Origin of the sequence: Acidovorax lacteus, from assembly GCF_039540375.1 — a bacterium.
Classification (GTDB): Bacteria; Pseudomonadota; Gammaproteobacteria; order Burkholderiales; family Burkholderiaceae_C; genus Acidovorax_G; species Acidovorax_G lacteus.
The window spans coordinates 40,326-54,370 of record NZ_BAABEX010000013.1; the positions used below are offsets into that span (position 1 = coordinate 40,326).

The window sequence follows — 14,045 nt, forward strand, 5'->3', positions numbered from 1 at the left end:
TGGCGCCTTACTCCCCAGCCTTGCCCAGCGCACGGCGGTACTGCAAAGCTTCGGCCACATGCACGGCTTCCAGGCTCTCACTGCCTGCAAGGTCCGCCACTGTGCGCGCCACGCGCAGCGCGCGGTGGGTGGCCCGCGCAGACCAACCGAGGCGCGTCGCGGCGTCCTGTAGAAACCGCTGGGCCGACGGTTGGGGCCGGGCGTACATCTCCAGGGACTGTCCCTGCAAAGCCTGGTTGGGCAATCCTTGGCGTGCCAAGGCGCGTTCGCGCGCCAGGCACACCCGCTCACGGATGGCGGCGCTGGACTCGGAAGGTTGGGTTTCCAGGAGCTGTGCGGGAGGCAAGGCGGGCACCTCGATGTGCAGATCGATGCGGTCTAGCAGTGGGCCGCTCAGCCGTCCCTGGTAGCGCGCCACCTGATCGGGTGTGCAGCGGCAACTCTTCAAGCGCGACCCCAGGTGCCCGCACGGACACGGATTCATGGCTGCCACAAGCTGGAAGCGTGCGGGAAAGTCCGCGCGTTGTGCGGCTCGCGCGATGCGGATCTGCCCTGTTTCTAGTGGCTCCCGCAGGGCTTCCAGCGCTGCACGTGCGAATTCGGGCAGTTCGTCGAGAAACAGCACGCCTTGGTGAGCCAGCGAGATTTCGCCGGGCCGTGGGGGCGAGCCGCCTCCGACCAGTGCCACCGCGCTGGCGGAATGGTGCGGCTGGGCCAGCGGGCGCTGGCCAAACTGGTCCGGGCTGAAGCGCCCCGCCAGGCTGGCCATAGCGGCAGCCTCCAGGGCCTCATCCTGCGTCATGGGGGGAAGCAGGCCCGCAAAACGCTGCGCCAACATCGACTTGCCCGAGCCCGGTGGGCCCACCATCAGCAGGCTGTGCCCTCCGGCGGCTGCGATCTCGAGCACCCGCCGTGCGACCTGCTGACCGCGAACCTCGGCCATGTCGGGCCCCGTCTGCTCTTGGATCGGTGCACGCGCCTGCAACGGTATCCAACCTTCCGGCAGCTCCGCGCCATCGGCGCTGGACGGGCGGAGTGCGGACACCACATCCAACAAGTGCTTGACGCGTACCACTTGGGCTCCGGGTACCAACGCGGCCTCTTCGGCACTGCCAGGCGGCAGTACCAGCGTGCAGTCTTCGCGCTGTCTCCGCAGCGCCAGACTCGTGGCAAGCGCGCCGCGCACGGGGCGCAGTTCCCCAGACAGCGACAGTTCGCCCGCAAACTCGTGCCCGGCCAGCCGCCCAGCGTCGATCTGGCCGCTGGCGGCCAGGATGCCCAGGGCAATCGGCAAATCGAATCGGCCGGAGTCCTTGGGCAGGTCGGCTGGTGCCAGGTTGACGGTGATGCGCTTGTTGTGCGGGAACTCCAGCCCCGCGTTCTGCAGCGCCGAGCGGACCCGCTCGCGCGCTTCCTTGACCTCCACATCAGCCAGGCCGACGAGCGTGAAGCTGGGCAGGCCGTTGGCCAGATGCACTTCGACGGTGACAGCGGCGGCTTGTAGCCCCAGAAGTGCGCGGCTTTGCACCAAAGCAAGACTCATCCTTGGTTCCTTCCCCACATGGGTGCGTTTGTCCGCGCCTTCCACCTTGGCGGTGGTGATGCGCACCGTTTCGGTGCGAATGGTGCGCGGGCGTTTCCTACTGTAACGGGGAAAGACACCGGCGCAGCAAGGGCATGGCACGGTCCGTGCTTGAAGCGCTGCGTCCCTTACTTAGTTAGACCTACCGGAGGAAACATGACCCGCGCATCCATCAAGACCCTGGGCGTTGCCCTGCTGGCCACCATGCCCCTGCTGGCCAGTGCCCAGCTGACCGGCAACGTCTCCCTGACCACCAACTACAAGTTCCGCGGCCAGGACCAGGACGCGAGCAAGGCCCGTGCGTTCAAGCCCGCTCTGCAAGGCGGCTTCGACTACGCCTTTGGTGACAGTGGCTTCTATGTGGGCAACTGGAACTCCAGCGTGGACTGGCTCACCGGCAATTCTCTCGAGATGGATGTGTACGGCGGCTACAAGTTCAAGGCCGGTGATGTGGACCTCGACGTGGGCCTGCTGTCGTACCTGTACCCTGGCAACACCGCTGGCAACACCACCGAGGTGTATGGCGCTGCCACCTTCGGCCCGCTGACGGCCAAGTATTCGCACACCCTGTCCAAAGACTACTTTGCGTTTGCTGGTGCCAAGGCGGGTTCCGGGCTCAAGGGCCGCAACACCGGTTACCTGAACCTCGCATTCGCTCAGGAGGTGATGCCCAGCGTCACGCTGAAGGCCTCGGTGGGTTTCACCCGCTTCGCGAGCGACATCAAGCGCCTGGGCACGCCCAACTACATGGACTACAGCGTGGGCGGCGCTTACGACTTTGGCGGCGGCTTGTCCCTGACGGCGGCCGTCGTAGGTGCCAACAAGAAGGCCTTCTACGGCCCGATCAACAAGTCGCGCGTGATCGTCACGCTCACCAAAACCCTGTAATCGTCTGCGGGCGTGTCACGCGCCCCGACCGGAGGATCCGAACATGAAAATGGTGACAGCCATCATCAAACCCTTCAAGCTCGACGAGGTGCGCGAAGCGCTTTCCGACATCGGCGTGCAAGGCATTACCGTGACCGAAGTCAAAGGCTTCGGTCGCCAGAAGGGACACACCGAGCTCTACCGCGGAGCCGAGTACGTGGTGGACTTTCTGCCCAAGGTCAAGATCGAAGCCGCGGTGGCAGACGATCTGGTGGACCGCGTGATCGAGGCCATTGAAGGTGCTGCGCGCACCGGCAAGATCGGCGACGGAAAGATCTTCGTGACCCACCTTGAACAGGTGGTGCGCATCCGCACCGGCGAAACCGGCAAAGAAGCCCTTTGAGGCCCGCTGGTCCAGATTGGAGAACTACGCCATGAAAAAACTGCTTGCTTCCCTGCTGCTGGGGATGAGCCTGCTGTCGACCGGTACGCTGTCGATGGCCCAGGCCCCGGCCACCCCCGAGCCCGCGGCGGCTGCCCCGGCACCCGCTGCCGCTCCCGCTGTGGCTGCTCCCGAGGCTGCTGCAGCCGCTCCTGCTCCGGCCGCTGCTGCCGAAGCGCCGGCCGCCGAAGCCCCTGCGCCCAAGCTTGACTCCGGCGATACCGCCTGGATGCTGACCTCCACGCTGCTCGTCATCCTGATGATCATTCCGGGTCTGGCCTTGTTCTATGGCGGCCTGGCCCGCTCGAAGAACATGCTGTCGGTGCTGGTGCAGGTGTTCGTGATCTTTTCGCTGATCTCCGTGCTGTGGGCTGTGTACGGCTACACACTGGCCTTCGGTGGAGAGGGCACCTTCTATGGCGGCTTTGACAAGCTGTTCCTGAAGGGCATTACGGCCAGCACCATGTCTTCGATGCTGCCCACGATCCCCGAGTTCGTGTTCGTGTCGTTCCAGTCCACGTTTGCGGCCATCACCGTGGCGCTGATCGTGGGCTCGTTCGCGGAGCGCATCAAATTCTCGGCCGTGCTGATCTTCTCGGTGCTGTGGTTCACCTTCAGCTACATCCCCATGGCCCACATGGTGTGGGGTGGCGGTTTGCTGGCCAAGGACGGCGCGCTGGACTTCGCTGGCGGCACCGTGGTGCACATCAATGCCGGTATCGCAGGTCTGGTGGGCGCCTACATGGTGGGCAAGCGCATCGGCTACGGCAAGGAAGCCCTGATGCCCCACAGCCTGACGCTGACCATGGTGGGCGCCTCGCTGCTGTGGGTAGGCTGGTTCGGCTTCAACGCCGGCTCTGCCGGTGCCGCCAACGGCGCTGCTGGTCTGGCCTTCATCAACACCGTGCTGGCCACGGGTGCCGCCACCATGTCGTGGCTGGCAGGCGAAGCGCTGCACAAGGGCAAAGCGTCGATGCTGGGTGCCGCATCGGGTGCTGTGGCCGGCCTGGTGGCCGTCACGCCCGCAGCTGGCTTCGTAGGCCCGATGGGCGCCATCGTCATGGGCCTCGTATCTGGCGTCATCTGCCTGTGGGGTGTGGGTGGTCTCAAGCGCCTGCTGGGTGCCGACGACGCGTTCGACGTGTTCGGTGTGCACGGTGTAGGCGGTATCGTGGGTGCCGTGCTCACCGGTGTGTTTGCAGCCCAGAGCCTGGGCGGTACCGGCGGTTTGACGCCCGACACGTTCTCCATGGGCACCCAGGTGTGGGTGCAGGTCAAGAGCGTGGTGATCACCCTGGTGTGGTCTGCCGTCGTGGCCTTCATTGCCTACAAGATCGCCGACCTGCTGGTGGGCCTGCGCGTGACGGAAGAAGCCGAACGCGAAGGCCTGGACATCACGTCGCACGGCGAAACCGCCTACAACCGCTGACCACGGCGGTGACCGATCGCCGCGGTGTCTGGTGGCACCGTGGCGTTCCCAAGAACAAGCGAGAGACTCCTCTGGTTGCAGCCCGCCCATCGGCGGGCTTTTTTTTGCCCATCGCCCCGCAGCGATTGCAACGCCCGTGTTCAAAAAATTCACAGGGTTGGGCTGTGACCACGGCGGCGCCTGCCGCTACGATCAGCGCCCATGGACTCCGCACTTGCCACCTGCATCGACCAGATCCGCGTCGCCGCCGCGCAGCGTACCCCGTTGCGCATCCGGGGAGGGGGCACCAAAGACTTTCACGGCCTGGCCTTGCATGGGGAAGTGCTGTCCACAGCCGCCTTGTCCGGGGTGTTGAGCTATGAGCCCAGCGAACTGGTCGTCACGGTGCGCGCAGGCACGCCCCTGGTCGAGCTGGACGCATTGCTGGCCGAGAGTGGGCAGTGCTTGCCCTTCGATCCGCCCCACTGCGGTCCGTCGGCCACGGTCGGCGGCATGGTGTCGGCAGGCTGGAGCGGGCCTGCACGTGCCAGCGTGGGCGCCGTACGCGACTACGTGCTGGGGGTGGGGCTTGTCAATGGACGTGCGGAGCATCTGCAGTTCGGGGGGCAGGTGATGAAGAACGTGGCGGGCTATGACGTCTCACGCCTCGTGGTGGGCGCGTGGGGAACGCTGGGCCTGCTGACCGAGGTCAGTCTCAAGGTGCTGCCCGTGGCGCCGGCTGAAGCCACCCTGCGATTCGAATGCGATCAGGCCACGGCTCTCGCGCGGCTGCAGTTGTGGGGCGCGCAGCCGCTGCCGCTCAACGCGAGCTGCTGGCTCGAAGAGTCACCAGGGCAGGGCGTGCTGTACCTGCGCCTGCGCGGTGCCGCCGCCGCGGTCGAATCGGCTTGCCGCTCGCTCGGGGGCGAGCGCCTCGGCCCTGAGGCCGGCGCTGATTGGGTGGCCTGTCGCGAGCAGACACTGCCCTGGTTTGCGCAACGTCAGCCAGACCATGCGCTGTGGCGCCTTTCGGTGCCGCAGGCGGCTCCGGCGCTGGCCCTTCCCGAAGGCATCGCGCCGCCGCTGATCGAATGGCATGGAGGACTTCGCTGGGTGCAGGCCCCTTTGGCCGCGGGGGAGGCCTTGCAGGCCCGCGCGCTGGCGGTCGGCGGGCATGCGCAACTGATCCGCGGGCCCGCGGGCGCCGGGCCCGTGGCCAGCCACTGGGGCGCAGCCCTGTCTCCAGCGCTCGAAGCCGTCCATGCGCGGCTCAAGCACGCCTTCGATCCCGAGGGCATCTTCAACCCCGGGCGTGTGGCGTCGACCTGGTAGTGACTCCTGCGACTTTTCAAGGCATGCAGCCATGCAGACCCAACTTGCTCCCGAATATCAGGCCCGTGAAGACGGGCGGGCCGCCGAGTCCATCTTGCGCCAGTGCGTGCACTGTGGCTTTTGTACCGCCACCTGTCCCACCTACCAACTACTGGGCGATGAGCTTGACGGGCCGCGTGGCCGCATCTATCTCATCAAGCAGGTGCTGGAAGGTGCCGAGCCCACGCGCAAGACGCAATTGCACCTGGACCGCTGCCTGACCTGCCGCAACTGCGAAAGCACCTGCCCCAGTGGTGTGCAGTACGGCCATCTGGTCGACATCGGCCGCAAGATCGTGGATGAAAAAGTCCCCCGCCCTGCCCGCGAGAAGGCGGTGCGCTGGGTGTTGAAGGAAGGGCTTCCCTCGCCGCTGTTCGGCCCCGCCATGAAGGTTGGGCAGGCCGTGCGCGGTCTGCTGCCGGAAAGCCTGCAGGCCAAGGTGCCCGCCGCCCGGCCGGCTGGCCGCCTGCCCGGGCGCAGGCATGCGCGCAAGGTGATCCTACTCAGGGGCTGCGTGCAGCCCGCGATGATGCCGTCCATCCATGCGGCCACCGCGCGCGTGCTTGATGCGGTAGGCATCGAGTCGCTGGTGGCCGACAACGCGGGTTGCTGTGGCGCGGTGAAGTTCCACCTCAACGACCAGGACGGTGGTCTGGCCCAGATGCGCGCCAACATCGACGCCTGGTGGCCCCTGGTGGAACAGCCAGGCGTAGAGGCGTTGGTGATGAACGCCTCGGGGTGCGGCGTGACCGTGAAGGAATACGGCCATCTGCTGGAACACGACCCGGCCTATGCCGAGAAAGCGCGCCGCATCAGCGCCCTTACGCGCGATCTTTCCGAGCTGCTGCCCGAGATTGCAGACGCCTTGCAGGGGCGTGTGCAGCCTCCGGCCGGGCCCTTGGTGTTTCACCCGCCCTGTACCTTGCAGCATGGCCAGAAGCTGCGTGGCGGCGTGGAGCAGTATCTGACGCGTCTGGGGTTCCGCCTGCGTGCCGCACCGCGCGAGGCCCATCTGTGCTGCGGCTCGGCTGGCACTTACTCGGTGCTGCAACCCGAGATCGCGACCACGCTGCGCGACCGCAAGCTGGACGTGCTGGCCGAGGCCTGGCCGGGCGAGGCACCCACCGCCGTGCTGTCGGCGAACATCGGCTGCATCACCCACTTGCAAAGTGGCACCGATGTGCCGGTGCGCCATTGGGTAGAGCTGCTCGACCAGGCGCTTGCCTGAGCCACCGTCGCCGCGCGCGGGGCGGCGGGCCGTGGGCGCTTGCTGGCATGATGCGGGGTTTTGTTGCCCCACCTGTGCGTTGGCCATGACCGATACCGCCCTGCCTGTTTCTCCTTCTGCCGAGCCCACTGCGCCTGCGTCTGCAGCGCCTTCCACTCCGCGTGGCCCGGCGCGCGGCCGGGGGCGCCGCACAACGCCTGCCGGGGCTCCGATGGCCGATGGACCGTTGGCTCAGCGCCCCGTACGCCGTGGCCCCCCCTTGCTGGAGCAACTCGCGGTGCTGTATCCGCAGCTCTTTGGCGCGGTGGTCAGGCCGCTCAAGCGGGGCGTTTTCCAGGATCTGATGGAGGCGCACCCAGGCCTGTTTGCCCGCGACGAGCTGAAGGCGGCACTGGGTTGGCACACGCGTTCCACGCGCTACCTGCAGGCTGTGGCCGAAGGCCAGCGCCGGCACGACCTGTCAGGCCAGCCGGTCGAGGACATGGCCCCCGAGCACGTGCACCACGCGCTGCTTGAAGTGTTCCGTCGCCGCAAGCCGCGCGAAGGTGAGGATCTGGCCGCCAAGCTGCGTCGCCGCCTGATCCAGGCGTTCGAGGCATCGGGTCTGACCCGCGAAGACTATGTGGCCCGTGTCGGTCATCGTGACGCACAGGCTCAGGCACAGCTAGATGAGGCGCTGGCGGAATGGGCCGAGCGGGCTGCAAAAGACGAAGCACTGCTACGCGCCTTCGAGAGCAGCGAACAGACGACAGAAGCGTTTGCCGAGATGTATGGATTGCCTCTGGGTGCGACCCAGCAAACGCTGGAGCGCGCGCGTCGGCTGCGCGAGCGCCAGCCGGCACCAGCCGTCCACTGAGCCATTCAGATCGCTTGGCCCCGCATCCCTGGGGGGTTTGCGGCGCGCGTGGCGGCGGCGTACGATGCGGTGCAACAGGCCCAGCAAGGCAGGATGGACCTGACGCTTCGCGGGCACTGCCAGTTCGTTCGGCTTTCTCGCAGTAGGCGCGGCCTGTTCCCAGGCCATGAGGTGCCGGTTTCTTGCAAGGAAGGTTTTTGTCCCTGTCCTCTACTCCGTCCGCGTCGGTGGTCGATGCACTGGGCGACCTGTCCGGGCTCCGCGACTTTGTGTCGGCGGGCCGGGCGGTGCTGGCCTTTCTGCGCGAGCGGCTGGGCTTTGGGCTCTGGATGCTCACACGCACGCAGGGTGACGACTGGATCGTGCTGCAGACCGAGGATCAAGCCTACGGCGTTCAGCCAGGCAGTGTGTTCCGATGGGCCGATTCGTTTTGTTCGCGCATGGTACGGGGGGACGGCCCCCGCGTGGCCCCGGACTCTGATTTTGTGCCCGCCTACGCGGCAATGCCCATACGCCAGGATCTGCCCATCCGGGCCTACATCGGTGTGCCGCTCACTTACCCCGATGGCACATTGTTTGGCACGCTCTGCGCGATTGATCCGGACGTGCAGCCCGATGCCATCCGGCAGGAACAGGCCCTGATTGAGCTGCTGGCGGCGTTGCTCAGCACCTTGTTGCACCATGAGCTTCGCCTTGCCCAGGAAATGCGCCGAAGCGAGCGTCTGCACCTGGAGGCAATGACCGATGCGCTCACCGGACTGCTCAATCGGCGGGCCTGGGACCAGCTGCTGGACCGTGAGGAAGACCGTTGCCGCCGCTACGGTCACGCGGCGGCTGTATTCGTGATCGATCTGGATCGGCTGAAGGCGGTCAACGACCGCCAGGGGCATGCGGCAGGCGATGCGCTCATCGTGGCGGCCGCATCAGCCCTGCAATCCGTCACACGGGACTTTGATGTGCTGGCCCGGCTCGGGGGCGATGAGTTCGGTCTCGTGGCCGTCGAATGCGATGCCCCGGGTGCGCACCAGTTGCATGAGAGGCTGCTCACGGCCCTTCAGTCGGCCGGGGTCGAGGCCTCGGTTGGGTTGGCGCTGCGACACCCCCCCCACGGACTGGCCCAGGCCTGGGCAGACGCGGACAAGACAATGCTGGCCCACAAGCGCGAGCGCAGCCGGGGGCGTTGATACCGCTGCCGGCCCGCAGTCAGGCCGCGAGTGCCGCCTCGATGTCCTTGGACAGCTTGGCCGGTGCATCCTGCGGGGCGTATCGCTTGCGCACTTGGCCGTCTCGGCCCACCAGAAACTTCGTGAAGTTCCATTTGATGGCCTTGCTGCCCAGGATGCCAGGGGCCTGCTCGGTGAGCCAGCGGTACAGCGGCGTGGCCTCGGGGCCGTTGACGGCGATCTTGGACATCATCGGGAAACTTACGCCGTAGTTGCGCTGGCAAAAACCGGCGATTTCGGTGTCACTGCCCGGGTCCTGGCTGCCGAACTGGTTGCAGGGAAAGCCCAGCACCACCAGGCCTTGGCTGCCGTAGCGCTGGTGCAGTTCTTCCAGGCCCGCAAACTGCGGCGTGAAGCCGCAGGCGCTGGCGGTGTTCACAATCAGCAGCACCTGGCCTTCAAACTGGCGCAGGGATACCGGGGTGCCGTCGATCATCACGGCGTCAAAGTCGTAAGCGGTGGTCATGGCAGCAGTGCAGACAAAAGCCCATCGTAGGGCGCGGCAGACGGCGCGTGGCGCGTGGGGTCTTGAGTCTGCGGTCCAGGCTCAGGCGGGTGTGCGCCGTATCGGGGCAACTGCCAGCAGCGCAGCGCCCACAATGCACGCACCGCCCAGTGCGGTGCGCAGATCCGGAGCGGCGGCGCCCAGTGCCACGGCCGAGGCGCTTGCGAACACCACTTCCGACAGCATGACCAGCGCCGTGGTGCCAGCCGGCAGCCGCGCGGCGCCGTACTGCAGCGCTTGGTTACCAACAATGAACGCGGCCGCCAGGCCCAGTGCAACCAGCACCCAGCCCCAGGCGGGCTCGGGCAAGCCAGGCAACGTACCCCAGGCTGTGCCGAGCAGTGCCGCCATACCCGGCAGGACCATGCAGCCGCCGAACATCGCCAGCATGCGCGCATCGCCGGGCACCGCCTGCAGCCGCCGCAGCGTGACGTTGGTGAACGCGAAGCCCAGGCCGCCCACCAACGCCAGGGCGTCGGCCAGCGACAGGCCCTGCAGAAGGCGCGTCCACTGAGCGTCGGCGGGCACCACCACCAGCACCACTCCGGCAAACGCCAGGGCCAGGCGCAGCAGTGCAGGCGCGGTCGGGCGTTCGCCCAGCAGCCGCCAGGCCAGCAGCACCGACCAGGCCGGCATCAGGTAGAACAGCAGCACCACGCGCACCACGTCGCCCACCGTCACCGCCCAGTTGAAGCACAGATTGGTCAGGCCCGCGCTCAGGGCCAGCCACCACAGTGCAGGGTACGCACGGGCCGCGGTCCATGCTGTGCGCCGCGCCAGCAGCAGCACCCCCAGGGCCACCACGTAGAGCAAGGCCGTGCCCCAGAGCGGGTGGACCCCGGAGCCATGCAACTGGCGAAACGGCCACCACGACAGCCCCCATACGAAGGCGTTGAAGACCAAGGCGACAACCGGCAGCAGGTGGTGGGTCACACAGGGCTGGGTGCAGTGCGGTCCGGCGCTGGGCCGAACGCCGTTCAGTGGTGGGTATCGTGCCGCGCGATCTGCAGCAGGTGCTCCAGCTGTTCGCTGTGGTGCACCGTGTTGTGCTGGTGCCAGCGCTGGATCAGCCACATGGTGCCAGCCACCACGATGCCAAAGGCCGTGATGGCACCGAAGGCCGAGAGTCCGAACATGGTGGACAGCGCGTAGAACGCGCCCAGGCCCAGAATGCAGGCTTGCTCGTTGAAGTTTTGCACGGCAATCGAGCGGCCCGCGCCCATCAGGTTGTGGCCGCGGTGCTGGAGCAGCGCGTTCATGGGCACGACCAGGAAGCCGCCCAGGCCACCCAGCAGGATCAGGAAGGGGACCGCCACCCAGACATTGGAGATGACGTTCATGAGGATCACAAGCAGCCCCATGGCGATGCCCAGCGGGATCACGCGCGTGGCCATGTCCAGGCGCATGCGCATGGACGCCACCACCGCGCCCACGGCCGTGCCGATGGCCACCACGCCTACCAGGGCCGAAGCCTGCGTGGTGCTATAGCCCAGGGCAGCGGCGCTCCAGGCCAGCACGATGTAGCGCAGGTTGCCTGATACGCCCCAGAACAGCGTCGTGGTCGATAGCGAGATCTGGCCGAGCTTGTCGTTCCACAGGCGCTTGTTGCAGCCCCAGAAGTCGGGGATCAACGCCAGCGCATTGGCCAGCGCGCTGCGCGACGGGTCGCTGCGCATGGGACGCATCTCCACGCCGGTGTGCGGGATGCGGGTGTTGAACCAGGCGGCGATCGCGTACACCGCAATCAACGACGCGATGGCGGCTTCGGGTGCGGTGTCAATGCCGGTGGTGATCATGGGCAGGTCGATCGACAGCAGCGAGCCTGCGAGCGCAGGGCCCACGAGCTGGCCGCCCAGCAGCACGCCCAGAATGATCGACGCGATGGTCAGGCCCTCAATCCAGCCGTTGGCCTTGACGAGCTGCGAAGCGGGCAGCAGTTCAGTGAGGATGCCGTACTTGGCGGGCGAGTAGGCCGCTGCGCCCAAACCCACCACCGCATAGGCCACCAGCGGGTGCGTGCCGAAGAGCATCATCAGGCAGCCGACCACCTTGATCGCATTGCTGACGAACATGACCTTGCCTTTGGGCAGGCTGTCGGCAAAAGCGCCCACGAAGGGCGCCAAGATCACATAGAACAACGCGAACATCGGCACCAGGGCCGCGCGTTGCCATTCGGGGGCTCCGCCGGTGCGCAGCAGTTCCACGGCCGCGACGAAGAGGGCATTGTCGGCCAGCGAGCTGAAAAACTGCGCCGACATGATGGTGTAGAAACCGCGCTTCATCGAAAGGCTGTGGACATCAGCGGCGCTGATGCCGTGTGAAAGATAGGGACCGGGCGAAAACGACAGGCGGTTATATCACGGGGTCCAGCGGCGTCGGTGCCAGAATCCCGCCATTCGACCCGGTACTTTCCATGCCCCGCCCGATCCACGCCACCATCCACACCACCGCCCTGCGCCACAACCTAGCCCGCGTGCGCCACGCCACGCCCGATGCCCGCGTCTGGGCCGTCGTCAAGGCCAATGCCTACGGGCACGGCATCGAGCGTGTGTTTGAAGCGCTGCGCGGTGCCGACGGCTTTGCGCTGCTCGACCTGGCCGAGGCCGAGCGCGTGCGCCACCTGGGCTGGCGCGGGCCCATCCTGCTGCTTGAAGGCGTGTTCGAGCCGCGCGACCTGGAGCTGTGCTCGCGCCTGTCGCTGTGGCATGCGGTGCACTGCGACGAGCAGATCGACATGCTGGCCGCGCACAAGACGCAGGTGCCGCACCGCGTGTTCCTCAAGCTGAACTCGGGCATGAACCGCCTGGGCTTTGCGCCGCAGCGCTACCGCAGCGCCTGGGCGCGGCTGAATGCGCTGCCGCAGGTGGACGAGATTTCGCACATGACGCACTTCAGCGACGCCGACGGCCCGCGCGGCATTGCCCACCAGGTGCAGGCCTTTGCCACGGCCGTGCAAGACCTGCCCGGCGAGCGCAGCCTGAGCAACAGCGCCGCCGTGCTGCGCCATGCCCAGGCCCCCGAGGTGCGGGCCGACTGGGTGCGCGCAGGCATCGTGCTGTACGGCAGTGCGCCCGACCACCCCGAGCACGACGTCGGCCACTGGCACCTGCAGCCCACCATGACGCTGGCCACGCGCCTGATCGGCACGCAACAGCTCCAGCCCGGTGACACCGTGGGCTACGGCTCGCGCTTCACGGCCGAGCAGCCCATGCGCATCGGCATTGCGGCCTGCGGCTATGCCGACGGCTACCCGCGCCACTGCGGCACCGGCACGCCGGTGCTGGTGAACGGCGTGCGCACGCGCACCGTGGGCCGCGTGAGCATGGACATGCTGGCCGTGGACCTGGCCCCGCTGGACGCCGCAGGTGTGCCCGCCGGGGTGGGCAGCGAAGTCACGCTCTGGGGCGCAAGCCGCAGCGGCGCCGTGCTGCCCATCGACGACGTGGCACAGGCGGCCGGCACCATTGGCTACGAGCTGATGTGCGCGCTGGCGCAGCGCGTGCCCGTGGTGGTCGAACCGGACGCTCCCGCGGCATGAGCCGCCCAACCCCCGCATCGAAGCGGCGCTCGGGCTGGCGTGGTATGCGCCTGCCCAGCACTGTCTCGCTGGCCGACCAGCTGCGCCAGCGCCATGCGCTGCGCCTGCACGGCCTGCTGATCGGCGCATTCGTCATGGCGGTGATGGCCGCATCGGCCGCGCTGCTGCGCGTGCTGGGGGTGGAGGCGCTGGCCTGGCGCTACGCGCTCACGCTGGCGCTGGGCTACGGCGCCTACCTGCTGGTGCTGCGCTGGTGGGCCGAACGTCTGGTGCGCCCGGACGACGGCCGACGCGACAGCGGCTGGGACGGCGACCTGCCCGACCTGAGCTGGTCATCCGGCCGGGGCTGTGAGCCTGGCTCGGCCCCTGTGCCTGGGCGCGGCGCGGTCGATCTGGGCGACCTGGGCCGCGACGCCGCGGCCGATGTGGCCAGCGAGGGCGGCAGCCTGCTGGCCGATGCCGCCGGATCGGCCGCCAGCGCGCTGGGCGACAGCGACGAAGGCGCGGTGGTCGTGGTGCCGGTGATCGCCATCTTCGTGATCGGCACCCTGCTGGTCATGGGCGCGGGTTCGCTGGCCTGGCTGTTTTTCGGCACCGACGCGCTCTTGGCCGTGGCGGTGGAGCTGGCGTTTTCCTTCACCGCCGCGCGTGCGGCCATGGGGGTGGAGCGCGCGGGCTGGCTGCAGGCCGCGGTGCGCCTGACCTGGAAGCCCATGCTCGGCGCGCTGCTGTGCGCCGTGGCCCTGGGCGCAGCCATCGACCACTACCTGCCCGGCACGGGTTCGCTGCTGGGCGCGCTGCGGCATCTGCAGGGCCTGTAGCGATCGGCCTGTCGGGCGAGTTTGCTATTAATTTAATAGCTGCTCGTGCTCTGCTTTGCTGGTTTAGCGACCAAAAAGGCTTGAAAACCGGGCCTGCAGGCTATCGGGTGGCCTGCAGGGCTTCTTGCGCTGGATGGGATGGCGGCATGTGCAGGAGGGGGGCTGGTGCGGCAGCGCGCGGGCCTTCAATACGCCGCCTGGCGG

Annotated in this window: 13 protein-coding genes; 9 read left to right on the forward strand and 4 right to left on the reverse strand. The window is 67.5% G+C overall.

All coding sequences use genetic code 11. The features are described from left to right. Nucleotides 1-7 precede the first annotated feature (7 nt). A complete protein-coding gene (locus tag ABD866_RS09555; protein ID WP_345063838.1) occupies nucleotides 8-1,543 on the reverse strand; it encodes a YifB family Mg chelatase-like AAA ATPase in 1,536 nt (511 codons plus the stop codon). 195 nt (nucleotides 1,544-1,738) lie between these two features. On the opposite strand from ABD866_RS09555, the gene ABD866_RS09560 reads away from it, so the two are divergent. The 7 genes from ABD866_RS09560 (at nucleotide 1,739) to ABD866_RS09590 (ending at nucleotide 8,938) form a co-directional block, all read left to right on the forward strand. Further along, nucleotides 1,739-2,470, forward strand: coding sequence for a TorF family putative porin (locus ABD866_RS09560; protein WP_345063840.1), 732 nt, complete (start codon nucleotides 1,739-1,741; stop codon nucleotides 2,468-2,470). 43 nt (nucleotides 2,471-2,513) lie between these two features. Beyond that, nucleotides 2,514-2,852 (forward strand): P-II family nitrogen regulator, encoded by a 339-nt coding sequence (glnK, locus tag ABD866_RS09565; protein WP_005800325.1) that lies wholly within the window; start codon nucleotides 2,514-2,516, stop codon nucleotides 2,850-2,852. Between the two features lie 31 nt (nucleotides 2,853-2,883). Then, nucleotides 2,884-4,320, forward strand: coding sequence for an ammonium transporter (gene amt, locus ABD866_RS09570; RefSeq protein ID WP_345063846.1), 1,437 nt, complete (start codon nucleotides 2,884-2,886; stop codon nucleotides 4,318-4,320). Nucleotides 4,321-4,521: 201 nt separating this feature from the next. After that, a complete protein-coding gene (gene glcE / locus ABD866_RS09575) occupies nucleotides 4,522-5,631 on the forward strand; it encodes a glycolate oxidase subunit GlcE (RefSeq protein ID WP_345063850.1) in 1,110 nt (369 codons plus the stop codon). Nucleotides 5,632-5,662: 31 nt separating this feature from the next. Continuing rightward, complete coding sequence (glcF, locus tag ABD866_RS09580; RefSeq protein WP_345063854.1) at nucleotides 5,663-6,898, forward strand: glycolate oxidase subunit GlcF; 1,236 nt, start codon at nucleotides 5,663-5,665, stop codon at nucleotides 6,896-6,898. A gap of 259 nt (nucleotides 6,899-7,157) precedes the next feature. After that, nucleotides 7,158-7,754 carry a ProQ/FINO family protein gene (locus tag ABD866_RS09585; RefSeq protein WP_425549570.1) on the forward strand — a complete coding sequence of 199 codons (597 nt, stop codon included), beginning with the start codon at nucleotides 7,158-7,160 and terminating at the stop codon, nucleotides 7,752-7,754. Between the two features lie 197 nt (nucleotides 7,755-7,951). Then, nucleotides 7,952-8,938, forward strand: coding sequence for a sensor domain-containing diguanylate cyclase (locus tag ABD866_RS09590; protein WP_345063860.1), 987 nt, complete (start codon nucleotides 7,952-7,954; stop codon nucleotides 8,936-8,938). Between the two features lie 19 nt (nucleotides 8,939-8,957). On the opposite strand, the gene ABD866_RS09595 is transcribed toward ABD866_RS09590, so the two are convergent. The 3 genes from ABD866_RS09595 to lplT all read right to left on the reverse strand — a co-directional run bounded on the left by ABD866_RS09595 (nucleotide 8,958) and on the right by lplT (nucleotide 11,764). Continuing rightward, on the reverse strand, nucleotides 8,958-9,443 hold the full coding sequence (locus ABD866_RS09595) for a glutathione peroxidase (protein ID WP_345063863.1): 486 nt from the start codon (nucleotides 9,441-9,443) through the stop codon (nucleotides 8,958-8,960). An 81-nt stretch (nucleotides 9,444-9,524) separates the two neighbouring features. Continuing rightward, nucleotides 9,525-10,415, reverse strand: a complete 891-nt coding sequence (locus ABD866_RS09600; RefSeq protein WP_345063867.1) for a DMT family transporter — start codon at nucleotides 10,413-10,415, stop codon at nucleotides 9,525-9,527. Nucleotides 10,416-10,459: 44 nt separating this feature from the next. Continuing rightward, nucleotides 10,460-11,764: a lysophospholipid transporter LplT gene (gene lplT / locus ABD866_RS09605; RefSeq protein WP_345063869.1), complete on the reverse strand. Its 1,305-nt coding sequence runs from the start codon at nucleotides 11,762-11,764 to the stop codon at nucleotides 10,460-10,462. A 131-nt stretch (nucleotides 11,765-11,895) separates the two neighbouring features. Here lplT and alr point away from each other — a divergent pair, with 131 nt between their 5' ends. Continuing rightward, nucleotides 11,896-13,020 (forward strand): alanine racemase, encoded by a 1,125-nt coding sequence (gene alr, locus ABD866_RS09610; RefSeq protein WP_345063872.1) that lies wholly within the window; start codon nucleotides 11,896-11,898, stop codon nucleotides 13,018-13,020. Next, complete coding sequence (locus tag ABD866_RS09615; protein ID WP_345063875.1) at nucleotides 13,017-13,841, forward strand: hypothetical protein; 825 nt, start codon at nucleotides 13,017-13,019, stop codon at nucleotides 13,839-13,841. The genes alr and ABD866_RS09615 overlap by 4 nt, the downstream gene beginning before the upstream one ends. The last annotated feature ends 204 nt before the right edge of the window (nucleotides 13,842-14,045 follow it).

Coding starts and splice junctions, on each gene's coding strand:
- ABD866_RS09615 (WP_345063875.1), top strand. CDS start 13,017: ATGAGCCGCCCAACCCCCGCATCGAAGCGGCGCTCGGGCTGGCGTGGT.
- lplT (WP_345063869.1), bottom strand. CDS start 11,764: ATGAAGCGCGGTTTCTACACCATCATGTCGGCGCAGTTTTTCAGCTCG.
- glcF (WP_345063854.1), top strand. CDS start 5,663: ATGCAGACCCAACTTGCTCCCGAATATCAGGCCCGTGAAGACGGGCGG.
- ABD866_RS09555 (WP_345063838.1), bottom strand. CDS start 1,543: ATGAGTCTTGCTTTGGTGCAAAGCCGCGCACTTCTGGGGCTACAAGCC.
- amt (WP_345063846.1), top strand. CDS start 2,884: ATGAAAAAACTGCTTGCTTCCCTGCTGCTGGGGATGAGCCTGCTGTCG.
- glnK (WP_005800325.1), top strand. CDS start 2,514: ATGAAAATGGTGACAGCCATCATCAAACCCTTCAAGCTCGACGAGGTG.
- glcE (WP_345063850.1), top strand. CDS start 4,522: ATGGACTCCGCACTTGCCACCTGCATCGACCAGATCCGCGTCGCCGCC.
- ABD866_RS09560 (WP_345063840.1), top strand. CDS start 1,739: ATGACCCGCGCATCCATCAAGACCCTGGGCGTTGCCCTGCTGGCCACC.
- alr (WP_345063872.1), top strand. CDS start 11,896: ATGCCCCGCCCGATCCACGCCACCATCCACACCACCGCCCTGCGCCAC.
- ABD866_RS09595 (WP_345063863.1), bottom strand. CDS start 9,443: ATGACCACCGCTTACGACTTTGACGCCGTGATGATCGACGGCACCCCG.